Origin of the sequence: Methylobacterium sp. 1030 (assembly GCF_040544715.1) — a bacterium.
Lineage (GTDB): Bacteria > Pseudomonadota > Alphaproteobacteria > Rhizobiales > Beijerinckiaceae > Methylobacterium.
Genome location: NZ_JBEPKM010000003.1, coordinates 386,359 through 397,957, shown reverse-complemented (window position 1 = coordinate 397,957; position 11,599 = coordinate 386,359). Strand labels below are relative to the sequence as shown.

Sequence of the window (11,599 nt, the reverse complement as noted above, 5' to 3'; positions counted from 1 at the left end):
TGAACGACTGCATCAACAGGCCGGACACAAGACTGCACCCGACCAACGCGTCAGAAGCTCAATTCGCCACTTGCAATGCGGGAGCCATCCACACAGGACGGCCTCCTATCGACCCGACCCGGCCATTGCTGCCGGTAAACGGTGTTCTTGAAAGCGGACGGGAACGGCAGTGTTCCGATGGGACAAGCCTGTCGCAGGGATGGTCAGAGCACATCAAGCTTTGCCTCGCCTTCAGCCCGCAATTTAGGCGGAAGGAAGCTTGATCATCGTTTGAACCATCGCCACGAACCGATCGCGCGCTGATGGGCTAGCTCGCTGCAAGTAAGATTGGACCGTGGCCAGCACCGCCGCCTCTTCTGGGTCAGCCGAGCCATTGAAGCTCGATACCGGCACGCCGAGCGCGTCGGCAACGCGCCGCAGCGCTCGGGAGGGCGATGCAGTTCGGAGGGCTGCGATCGACGGTTCGCGATCGTGATGCATACACGGCTTCCGATTAGGATGTGACGCACCTTGCTTGGCGATCATGGCGTTGCTGCGTCTACTCGCTCATAGCCCGGATGCTGCACAACCTACGCATGAATTTTATGTCATTTACCTCTGGTAACAGCGGCACAACCTGGGGCAGAATATACTGATCTGGGTTGGATGGGCTGGCGAATGGGACAGCGATCGACGAAGCGGGTCAACGCTATCGACAATTTCAGCGAGCCGCTCGACCGCCTGCACGCCGCACTGGACGCCTCCTGCGTTGTCGGCACCTGGGACTGGGACATCGCGCGTGGCACGATGCTGTACGACGTGGGTGCGGCCCGGCTTCTCACGGGAAACGCGTCGCTGGCCGACCAGGAAATGAGTGGCCTGGACACTATCGCGGCCGTCCATCCGGCCGACCATGCTTGGCTGATTGAGCATGTGCAAGAAGCGGTGCGGGCCGGCGGCCTGATGCTGGCCGAGTATCGCGTCATTGATGCCGACGGCCACGTGCGCTGGCTGCTGAGCCGTGGACGAACCTACCATGATGCGACTGGGCAGCCGGTGCGCTCACGCGGGATCATCATCGACATCACGGAGTTGCGTGGCGAAGGCGAACGCTACGTTGTTACCAGCGGCTCGGCTGCGGATCCCAACATGCTGGAGCGAGTGGCTGACCATGCCATCGAACTGAAGCGGATGCTGCCTGCGGACACCCCTGCGGAAGTGCGTGCCGCCACAGATGGGCTGTTATTCGCCATCGGCCGTGCTCTGGCGGACAGCGAGGTTGAGCTCAGTCACTGATCGCGAGGACTGTCTAAAAATCGTCGAACGGGTGAGGAAGGAGGCTCGAACCTTCCACAGGTTACCAGAGGTCTGTGGGTGACCCTGACTGCGACGTCCAGTTTTACGTGTTTGCCGCTCAAAATCAGACCGGCGGGTATCTACCCCGAGCAGACAGTCCGATAGCGACCCAACCCAGCCATCGGGCAGGCTTACCGCCGTTCCCGTAAGCAGACGCGCGGTTACGACCGCCTTCAAGGCTACCTAGATGCTCGACCCGGGCGTACAGTCCGCTGCACCCAGTCCTTGCTCGCTTCGTTCATGCTATTCTCTCCCGAAATCTAATTTCACGGACTGGAATGATAGGGTTGGCAATTAATCAATTGTTGCTGCCGCTGGGATTGATAATAAGTCGCGAAACATAACTTTTGGCGAATGCTCTACTACCAATCACTGAGAAAGGTCTTCGGTAACACAGTGTGCCATAAGAGATTTATTAATAATCGTGCTGTATGGAAGCAGACAAACAATTGGTCGGAGCTGTCAATGCATCCCCCGCCCATTCTCATCGCGGAGGACGCCCGCCTCGCAGCGCTTGCGGAATATGATCTCGTCGACGCTGCGCCGGCGCCCGCCTTCACCCGGATCGTGAACTTGGCTACGCGCCTATGCGACGTCCCGACCGCCTTTGTCTCGCTTGTGCAACGTGATCGACAAGTGTTTCACGCAAAAGTGGGCCTTGACCTATGTGAGACAAGCCGAGAAGTCGCGTTCTGCTCCTATACAATTGAGCAGCGCGACACTGTCATCATCCTGGACGCGACTCTCGACCCGCGCTTCAACCAAAATCCGCTCGTTACCGGACCGCCATACATCCGCTTCTACGCAGGGATCCCGCTTTACGCTCCGTCAGATCACGCCGTCGGCACGCTCTGTCTCGTCGATACGCGGCCACGCCACACCTTCTCCGACGCGGACCGAGCGATCCTTCGAAATTTGGCTGACCTGGTCCTTGACCTGATGGAACTACGTCGGTTGGAGGTCGCCGAACAGGCGAGCCGAGCGCGCTTCGTTCAGATCGCATCAACCTCGCCCGACGGTATCGTCTGCGCGGACGCCGCAGGCCATATCACGTTCTGGAACGATGCTGCGGAAGGGTTGTTCGGCCACAGCGCAGCCGAGGCGATCGGGCAATCGATCGATCTGGTCGTCCCCGAGCGCATGCGCAGGGGGCATGACGGCGGTTTGCATCGGATCGCGGCCGGCGGTGAACCGCGCCTCCTTGGCAAGACCGTCGAGTTGCCCGCGCGGCACAGGGATGGGACGGAATTCCCGATCGAGCTGTCGCTGTCGCGCTGGGAGGACCAAGGACAACCCGCGTTCGGCGCGAGGATCCGTGACATCCGCGAGCGGCGCGCCAACGAGGAGCGCCTCTTCCGCCTCGCCCATCTGGATCCCCTGACCGAGTTGCCGAACCGCGCCGTTTTGCGCGAGCGACTGAACGAGATCGTCGCGGCCGCCCGGGCCGTCTCCGTGCTGATGTTCGACCTCGACGGCTTCAAGGAGATCAACGACAGCCACGGGCACGCCGCAGGGGACGCCGCTCTCAAGGAGATGGCCGCGCGACTGCTGGCCTGCGTGCGCTCCATCGATACGGTCTCGCGGTTGGGTGGCGACGAGTTCGTAGTCATCATGCCCGATGTCGGTGACCCCCTGTGCGCGGCCACGCTCGCCGAGTCGATCATATCCGCGGTCGCGAAGCCGTTCGATCAAGAGGGGCAGACGCTCCGGCTCAGCACAAGTGTCGGCATCGCGTTGGCGCCGACGCATGGCGAAAACGCCGACAACCTCCTCTCCTGTGCAGATCTCGCCCTGTACCAGGCCAAGAGCGAGGGGCGGCATTGCTACCGGGTTTTTACCCCATTGCTCAGAGAACAAGCTCAGCGCACCCACATCCTCCGCGACGAACTCGGCCGAGCCTTCGAGAATGGGGAGTTCGTGTTGTTCTACCAGCCACAGGTGCGCATGCGGGACGGCGCACTGACCGGTGCCGAAGCGCTGATCCGCTGGCAACATCCCGAGCGCGGCCTCCTCGCACCCGCAGCGTTCCTCGATGTATTGGACAGGAGCCGCTACGCCGCTGCGGTCGGCGATTGGGTATTGCGCACCGCTTGCCGACAGGCTTTAGCGTGGCGGGCAGCCGGCGCCCCGCGCTTCCAGATCGGCGTGAACCTGTGCGGTGCCCAGGTGCAGCGCGGGGACCTCGCCGAGACCGTGCAGGCCGTCTTGTCCGAAAGCGGTCTGCCGGCGGACGGCCTCGAATTGGAGATCACGGAGAATATCGTGCTGCGCCACGATACCCAGTTGGTCGTCGCGCTGCGGAGCCTCCGCGAAGCTGGCGTCGGCATCGCCTTCGATGATTACGGCACCGGCTATGCTTCCCTCAGCCTGCTGAAGCGCTACCCGTTGACTCGACTGAAGATCGACCGCTCGTTCATCAGCGGCAAGTTAGCCTCGCATCAGGATACGACAATCGTGCGGGCGATCCTGCAGCTGGGCCACGGTTTCAAGCTGGCAGTGATCGCGGAGGGGATCGAGACCGAAGCGGAGTACGCTGCCTTGCGCGCGAAGGGCTGCCAGGAGGGACAAGGCTACCTGTTCGGCAGGCCAATGCCACCGGACATATTTGCCAGCACTTTTGGGCTGGACGCCAAGGACGAACCGCCTATCGCTTTGCTCGCGTGAAGCCGATCGTCGCCCAAATCTGCCGAGCACCAGAGTTGGTTCGTCCCGGTGCATTGGTGGAATGCTCGGGAGGCAGGGGGGTACTTCATAGGGCCGGCTGAGTTTAGGGCTGCGACATCCGGCACGAGTATGTCGACTATGGCATCGACCGTGGGATCGAGATCGGCGATCTCGTCGTCCTGTTCCTCATTTCAGGCAGCGCCGCGACAGTGACATCACGCTGATCCGGACACACCCTCGACGCCGTGATAGAGGCTCAGATCAGGCCGCAACATCAGCATGGGCTGCAAGAGCTCCACGCATGTCGTCCGGTGCAGCGTCGCGAGCGCCTCGTCACGAAGTTGTGTGGCTTTACCACGGAAGTAGCCACCTCTGCCGATGGCGATAGCCGGGCTGAGCAAGCATCTGTACCGATGCACATGAGACCAAAGAACCCTAAAAGTACCACTCTGGGTTGATCTTGAGTGGCATTTATCAAATATTTGATCTCGGGTCTTCGATTTATGTCTTTGTTAGATTTTGCGCATCATTGATGGCTCAGCCGGCGTTTTGCCCAATGATCTCCCGGAACCGTCGATGAGCTTCCTTCAAAATTCGAAATTGATCTATAAAGTTGCTCTGCCATTCTGCCTGATGATGGCCATCAGTGCCGGTTTAGTCGCTTACGCGCGATCAACCATGCACGATTTGGCTGCGCAAACAGCAGTCATCGCCGATGTGAATGCCGGACGTATTGACGCGCTCATGCATATGCGGGGCGGGATTACGGAAGCCGTCGTCATGGACCGCAACGGTCTGCTAGAGCGGAACGCCGAGAGAAAGGCGGGATTCCGAGCCCGCCAGCAAGTCGCTATGGCCGAGGCGCGGGCCGCGGCCGAAAAGCTCATCTCGCTGGCTGATACGCCTGAGCGTCGCACAAGCAATACTGATGCTCAACGGTCGATGGAGGCATTTTTCTCAATCCTCGATCGTGTGTATGACCTTGGCGCTCGGCAGCAGACCGAGGAGGCCTTCGCGCTCGGTCGCGACGTTGGAATTCCCGCTCGGCTGAAGCTGAATGAGTGGATGGCCGACAGGGCGAAGGCGCAGGCCGATGAGCTCGCGAAAGCCAAGACGCAGGCCACCCAGCAGGCGAATGACGCGACGTACTTGCTGATCGCGCTGGCGGGGGGCGGCTTGGTCGCGGCGATGGTGCTGGCCGGTCTGATCATCGTTCTAGCCGTAACCCGGCCGCTCGGCAGCCTCGTCGGTGTGCTGCAGCGCATGGCAAGCGGAGAGATCGACGCCTCGATCGCCGAGGCCCAGCGCGGCGACGAGATCGGCGCGGTGGGCAAAGCGGTGCAGGGCATCAAGGACATGGTAGCTCGCAAAGCCGCCGAGGAGGCAGAGGTCAAGCGCCGCGCCGACGCGGCCGCCGCCGCCGAGCGCAAGCGCACCATGATCGAGCTCGCCGACGGTTTCGAGCGCGCGGTCGGCGGCATCGTCGGCCTGGTCTCGTCCTCGGCCACCGAGCTCCAGGCCACCGCTCAGCAGATGACCGCCACCGCCCAGGAGACCGCCGCGCAGTCCACCACCGTTGCCGCGGCTGCCGAGGAGGCCTCGACGAACGTCAACACGGTCGCGGCCGCCGCCGAGGAGCTCGGCTCGTCGGTGCAGGAGATCGGCCGGCAGGTGGACGGCTCGGCCCATCTGGCGCAGCGGGCCGTCTCCGACGCCGATCAGACCGGCGCCCTTGTCCAGGAGTTGAGCGATGCCGTGTCGCGGATCGGCGACGTGGTCGGGCTGATCTCGACCATCGCCGGCCAGACCAACCTGCTGGCCCTCAACGCCACCATCGAGGCGGCGCGGGCCGGGGCCGCCGGCAAGGGCTTCGCCGTGGTCGCCTCTGAGGTGAAGGCGCTGGCCGAGCAGACGGCCCGGGCGACGCAGGAGATCTCCGGCCAGATCGCGCAGATCCAGGCCTCGACCGGGCAGGCGGTCACGTCGATCGCCGGCATCACCGGGCGGATCCGCGAGATCAGCGGCGTCGCCACCTCGATCGCGGCGGCCGTCGAGGAGCAGGGCGCGGCCACGCAGGAGATCGTCCGCAACGTGGCGCAGGCCTCGGCGGGCACGAGCGAGGTGACGGGCAATATCGCCGGCGTGGCGCAGGCCTCGGAGGAGACGGGGGTGGCGGCCGGGCAGGTTCTGTCGGCGGCCTCGGAGCTGTCGCGGCAATCTGAGCATCTCGGCGCCGAAGTAAATCGGTTCCTCGCCACCGTGCGTGCGGCCTGACCCAATCCCGGCCTAAAACGCCCGGTCTAAGTTCATTACGACCTCGAACGTCTGCTTCCGCCTCGATTTGGGCGGAAGCGGACTGACGGAAAACCACCCCGAGCGGACGGCCTGCTACCGACCCAACCCAGCCGTGTGGGCCGTCATCGGTGCTTCCCAAAAGCTGTCAAAAGGCATGCGCCTACATGGCCGGCTTGGGGCGCTAGTCTGGCTGCCGTTCGCCGAGGTTTTCGGCAAGGCGCACGAGATACCCATCGGGGTCCTGAACAAGGAACTCCCGCTGGCCGCCTTCGACCGAGCAGGTCCGATACCAAGCGTCCCTTGGCTCTTCGAACAGCGGCCATTGCGCAGAGGCGAGCGCGGTCAAGACCGGATCTAGCCGATCGACCATGATCTGGAAGTTCACCCCACGTCCACGGGGACGCTCCAGAGCGCCCGTCATCCAGCGACCGATGCCCTGACACAGCATGATCTGAGCGCCACCCCGCACGAGATAGGCGAAGCCCTCAGCCGGTCTGTCATAGGCAATCTTGAAGCCGAGCAGGTCGCACCAGAACCGCAAGCTCGTTTCGAGATCCTCGACGTCCAGTTCCGGCGTCAAGGCCGAGAAGCCGCCTTCCGGAGGAGCTCCAGAGCCGGAAGAGTGGGTCCGTCTGGCGCTGTCGGTGAGTGGCCTCATGATCCCAATCAGGTCATGGGCTGGTGAGTGCGGTCAAGCTCTGAGGTGGGCGCCTATCAACCTCAATGACTTTTCAGCCCGCCTCGTGGCAGGCTACGCACAGCTTGTTGCCGTCCGGATCGCGAAAGTAGGCTCCGTAGTAGTTCGGGTGATAGTTCGGCCGTAGCCCAGGCCGCCCCTCGTCCGTGCCTCCAGAAGCCAGCGCCAAGGCGTAGCATCGGTCAACCACCTCACGCGACCGAGCCAGGTACGCTGTCATAGGTCCATTGCCCGGATCAGACTGCTGCTTGTTCCAGGGCCAGCCGATGATGAACAAAGGGCGCTCAGCATCCCCGGGCTTCCAAGCAATCCATCCGTTTGCAAGTTCGACGTTTCGAAGCCGGAGGCCAAGCTCGCGCATGAGGGGATCGTAAAACCGTCTGGCCCGCTCGATGTCGGTGACGCCAACATGCACATGCGAGAGAAACGACATGCCAAGGACTCCGAGCGGGGCGCCTGATATCGGTTAAGCCCGTAAGCCCTGTCCGCAAGGGGTCGTGATAGGGCACAGCGACGATGGCTGCTTTTATGCATTTCCGCTCGACAGCCGTCGGACTGGAAACCGACCCGAGCGGCCTTCCCGCTATCGACCCAACCTAGCCGCTGGGAGGGCCGTATGCGTTTCTTTAAAGCGGCCGTTCGTCAGCCATCCGGCAAGGTCAGCTCGGGCGGGATGGCTTGCGGAAGTCCAGCGAAAAAAGGACGAGGGTCCGGATCAGACGCTGAAGCCGGCGCTCCTGCTACCAAGCAGTCTGTAAGCTCGGCGTTGTGCACTCATCTAAAACGCGTTACCTGAGCCGTGTCGAAAAAGGTGGACCGGCGTGGTGAGCCCCGGTCAGCTACCCTCCAAGGGCAGCCAAATTCCAGCCCCCTACGGGCCGCGGACCACGACGATGCGGACGCGCGTCCGCTCGTTGTGGGGCACACCTTAGCGTCTCGGCAGCCGCACTGCTCCCCCCTCGGGTTTTGGCACGCGTCCTTGAACCAACAAGGACGATCCTATGCACACGACACCTGTTCTCATCGTCGGCGGAAGCCTCGTCGGGCTGTCCGCAGCCTTGTTCCTCGCTTGGCGCGGCGTGCCCGTCACGTTGGTTGAAAAGCACTCCGGCAGTTCACCCCATCCCCGCGCGATGGGTTTCACCGAACGCACGCTGGAATATTTCCGTGCAGTCGGCATCGGTGACCAAGTTCCGCAATGGGATCCAAACGCCAAGCTGCGCCGCGCCCGAATCGACAGCCTCAGCGGCGAACCGCTGTCAGAAACGCCTTGGACCCCCGGTCGAATCCAGGAGGAAAAGGGCCACCTGTCGCCTGTGCGTGGCGCGGGGATCCCGCAAGACAAGTTGGAGCCGATCCTACGTAAGGCCGCGCGTGAGCGCGGGGCCGATCTGCGGCTAGGCGTCGAGCTGTTGAGCTTCCTGCAAGACGCCGCAGGTGTCACCGCCGAAGTGCGCGACCGACTGACCAGCCAAGCTTATAAAATCCGCGCCTGCTACCTGATCGCAGCTGACGGGGCCGACAGTCCGATCCGCGAAAAGCTCAGCATCCCCCGGCAGGGGGTCGGCTACCTGCGAACCTTGCGCAGCGTGCTGTTCTATTGCCCGGCGGCGGACGAGGCCCTGCGCCATGGCATCCAGCAGTTCGAGATCGAACAACCGGGCTTCAAGGCGTTCGTGACCACCTACGGCGACGGCCGATGGGTGCTGATGTTCGGTGACGATCAGGAGCGCACCGACGACGAATTACGGACTGCCGTTCTCCGGGCGTTAGGCCGCGCCATGCCGTTTGAGATCATCACGACTGGGCGTTGGGATATGGCTGGGCGCATCGCCAAGCGCTACCGCGACGGCCGGGTGTTCCTAGTCGGTGACGCAGCTCATCAGCTCCCACCAACACGCGGCGGGTTCGGGGCTAATACCGGCATCGATGACGCCTACAATCTCGCCTGGAAGCTGCAACGGGTCATCGAGGGGGTGTCCACCCCGGCTCTGCTCGATACCTACAGTCCGGAACGTCAGCCGATTGGTTGGCTGCGCCACCAGCAGACCTTCGCCCGCCCCGACTACACGCGCTGGGTCGGCGACATCCTCAAGGGTGAACAGCTCTATGGCGATGCGGCCATGGAGCTGGGCCAGCTGTATCGTTCGGATGCGATCCTTGGTGCGGGACCGGAGCTACCTCCGGCTGCGCATCCGGACGTGTGGGCCGGTCAGCCGGGCACCCGTGCCCCGCACGTTTGGGTCGAATTCGGTGGGCAGCAGGTATCGACACTCGACCTATTTACGCGCGAGTTCGTGCTTCTGACGACCGAACCGCGCTGGTGCGCGTCGGCGCATCGCATCGGTGGCGTACGGGCCTACTGTGTCGGTCGGGACGTGGTGTTCCCCACGGCCGAGCCGTTCACTCAGAAATTTGGTGTCTTGCCCGGTGGGGCGACGTTGATCCGTCCAGATGGCGTGGTGTGCTGGCGGGCGGAAGGAATGGCCGCCGAGCCCACTTCCGCTCTCAGGGCAGCGATGCACCAAGCAGCGGCTTGGCCAGCCTGAGTTAAGTCCGCGAGGCGGGTGGTCATCAGCGTTGCCCCCGCCGGCCTATTGCGTTGTTAGTCCGCTCCAGAGCAGCTCCAGGCGCTTTTAGTGGGTTTGCTCTGGGGTCGGAGCAGGGTCGGATGCGATCCCGGCGGCTAGATCCGTTTCGATGCATTCGCTGTCCGGAAGCGGAAAGGCAGAAAACCACCCGGAGCGGTCCTACGGCTCGCGACCCGAGCCAGACGTAGAACGAGTTCGGTGCTCATCTCATAAGCGGACGTGCCGGGCGTACGCGGACGGACGCTCAGTGAACCCACTCCGCCTTGAATGAGCGTCCGCGCTTAAACGTCTTCCATTATCGACCGCCTGTCCGCCGATGATTGTCAGGGATCGCCAGCGCAATGGCGACCGGCGGCCGGTCGCAGTCTTGTCAAGGCAGGCGGCGGTAGACGCCCGCGAATACCACGCCGCCCTGCAGTTCGCAGGTGCCGGCCTGGATGACCTTCCAACCGTCCGCGCCGAGGCGCTCGAAGGTTAATCGACAGCGGCCGTTCAAGACGGTGGCTGTCCCTTTCCGGAGATCCAGGAATGCATCCGTGGCCGCGGTGTCCACGTCGCCGGCCTCCTCCCCGCCGGGCCCGACATAGTTAGACATCAGGGACACGCTGGCGAAGCCATGGACCGGTCCCACGACGTTGAGGATGCTGTGATTGCCCTTGGGCTCCTCGCAAAAGAAGTCACTGCCCACCTTTACCCCTCCCTCAGACCGCTGGAGTTCGGCGTTCCGCTCGTCGTAGGCTTCGGCCAGGCAGGCTGCTGTGGCACAGGCCTGCGCCTTCCCTAGCCACGCCCGCTGCCGAGCCTCGACGGCCTCGCGCTTCCCCACTTTCAAGGCGCCCGAGTAGAGCCTCGCCAGGATCTCGTCCCGGCTCCCGAGAGCGGCGTCCCCGCAGACGAGGCGTTCAATTCCGGTCGATGCCTTGGCGCAGTCGAAGCTTGCCGCATGGGCAACCGGCGCCGTGAAAGCGAATGCCGCCGACGCCCCGATGCGGGCCGCGGTACGGTGGAAGTCGCTCACCGCTCGCATGATAGGTCCCCGCCCGGGCAGGCTAGTTGATCAGTCAGGTCGCGGGTGCGGCGCTCAGTAAGGGCCGTCGCGCACTCGCCGATAAGCATGGGCATGATCGTGCCGTTTTCATCGGGGTGTTCGGCGTCGTAGCCGGTCTCAAGGTTGCATTCGAGGTCGCGGAAGCGCCGCCAAGCCTGCTGCGCGAGGTCGAGGTTGTGTCGCCCGCTCGGGTCGAGTTTGGCCTGCAGGGCCTCTCGCGCCTTCGCCAAACTGGCCTCGGCGGCGTCCAGCTTGCGCTTGGCGCATAGGGTCCCCTCGGCTTGGTTCGCGACGTCCGCGCAAAGTGCCGGCACCTCCCCCGTGGCCGCCGTCGACCAGAGTATCAGGACCACCAGTTGGGCGTGCTTCATCGCATGGACCCCGCCGGACAGAGGCCTCGTCGCGGTCCTGCCCCACCTTTGCCGGTGGTAGCACGGCGCGCTAGCCTCTCCCACGACCGAGCCCGAGGAGGCCACGACGCCGAACCGCATCACGACAGACAGGTCCGGAGATCCCGTCGTACGGGTGCTCGGCGGCTACCTCGCCGCCGTGGCGGCGGCGGTGACGACCTTGATGCTGGCCAGTGCGGCCGGTGCTCTGTTCGGAACTCCCCCGTCGCCCGCCGCCGAGCCTACCCTCCCCTCCGACTTGATCTCCGTCGCCATCACGTTCGTCATCGCCACGCTGTTCGTGACGGTCTTCGCGACGCCGGCATTCTTGCTGTGCCTGGCGGTCTCGATCCGGACGGGATGGCGCCATCCGACCATCCACGTGGCTTGCGGCGGCGCCATTGGTCTCGCCCTCGGGCATCTGTTTGCCGGCATGGTCGAAAGGCCGCTGCAAGCCGTAAGCGCCGGAGTGGTGGGGGGCGGAGTGTACTGGTGGCTCGCCGTGCGCGAGCGGCGATGGTCAGGGTCGTGACCTCACTGGTTACTGGTCGAGACACGGCTCTGGTCGAGCGTGCCTGAT

General features: G+C 63.7%; 9 protein-coding genes. 5 read left to right on the top strand and 4 right to left on the bottom strand.

Features of this window, described 5'->3' with window-relative positions:
- Window positions 1-657 precede the first annotated feature (657 nt).
- The 3 genes from ABIC30_RS06360 to ABIC30_RS06350 all read left to right on the top strand — a co-directional run bounded on the left by ABIC30_RS06360 (window position 658) and on the right by ABIC30_RS06350 (window position 6,273).
- A complete protein-coding gene (locus ABIC30_RS06360) occupies window positions 658-1,275 on the top strand; it encodes a PAS domain-containing protein (protein WP_354454453.1) in 618 nt (205 codons plus the stop codon).
- Between the two features lie 525 nt (window positions 1,276-1,800).
- Complete coding sequence (locus tag ABIC30_RS06355) at window positions 1,801-3,999, top strand: putative bifunctional diguanylate cyclase/phosphodiesterase (protein ID WP_354454451.1); 2,199 nt, start codon at window positions 1,801-1,803, stop codon at window positions 3,997-3,999.
- A 576-nt stretch (window positions 4,000-4,575) separates the two neighbouring features.
- The gene (locus ABIC30_RS06350; RefSeq protein WP_331327432.1) at window positions 4,576-6,273 is read left to right on the top strand and encodes a methyl-accepting chemotaxis protein; all 1,698 of its coding nucleotides are present in this window, start codon (window positions 4,576-4,578) and stop codon (window positions 6,271-6,273) included.
- A 202-nt stretch (window positions 6,274-6,475) separates the two neighbouring features.
- Here ABIC30_RS06350 and ABIC30_RS06345 read toward each other — a convergent pair whose 3' ends face one another.
- The gene (locus ABIC30_RS06345; protein WP_354454448.1) at window positions 6,476-6,952 is read right to left on the bottom strand and encodes a bleomycin resistance protein; all 477 of its coding nucleotides are present in this window, start codon (window positions 6,950-6,952) and stop codon (window positions 6,476-6,478) included.
- 73 nt (window positions 6,953-7,025) lie between these two features.
- Window positions 7,026-7,424 (bottom strand): VOC family protein, encoded by a 399-nt coding sequence (locus ABIC30_RS06340; protein ID WP_354454446.1) that lies wholly within the window; start codon window positions 7,422-7,424, stop codon window positions 7,026-7,028.
- 568 nt (window positions 7,425-7,992) lie between these two features.
- Between ABIC30_RS06340 and ABIC30_RS06335 the strand changes: the two genes are divergently transcribed.
- The gene (locus ABIC30_RS06335) at window positions 7,993-9,540 is read left to right on the top strand and encodes an FAD-dependent monooxygenase (RefSeq protein WP_354454444.1); all 1,548 of its coding nucleotides are present in this window, start codon (window positions 7,993-7,995) and stop codon (window positions 9,538-9,540) included.
- A gap of 412 nt (window positions 9,541-9,952) precedes the next feature.
- On the opposite strand, the gene ABIC30_RS06330 is transcribed toward ABIC30_RS06335, so the two are convergent.
- Together ABIC30_RS06330 and ABIC30_RS06325 are read right to left on the bottom strand one after the other, a co-directional pair.
- On the bottom strand, window positions 9,953-10,600 hold the full coding sequence (locus ABIC30_RS06330) for a lysozyme inhibitor LprI family protein (protein WP_354454442.1): 648 nt from the start codon (window positions 10,598-10,600) through the stop codon (window positions 9,953-9,955).
- Complete coding sequence (locus ABIC30_RS06325; RefSeq protein WP_354454440.1) at window positions 10,597-11,001, bottom strand: lysozyme inhibitor LprI family protein; 405 nt, start codon at window positions 10,999-11,001, stop codon at window positions 10,597-10,599. The genes ABIC30_RS06330 and ABIC30_RS06325 overlap by 4 nt, the downstream gene beginning before the upstream one ends.
- 154 nt (window positions 11,002-11,155) lie before the next feature.
- Between ABIC30_RS06325 and ABIC30_RS06320 the strand changes: the two genes are divergently transcribed.
- The gene (locus tag ABIC30_RS06320; RefSeq protein WP_342167387.1) at window positions 11,156-11,551 is read left to right on the top strand and encodes a hypothetical protein; all 396 of its coding nucleotides are present in this window, start codon (window positions 11,156-11,158) and stop codon (window positions 11,549-11,551) included.
- The last annotated feature ends 48 nt before the right edge of the window (window positions 11,552-11,599 follow it).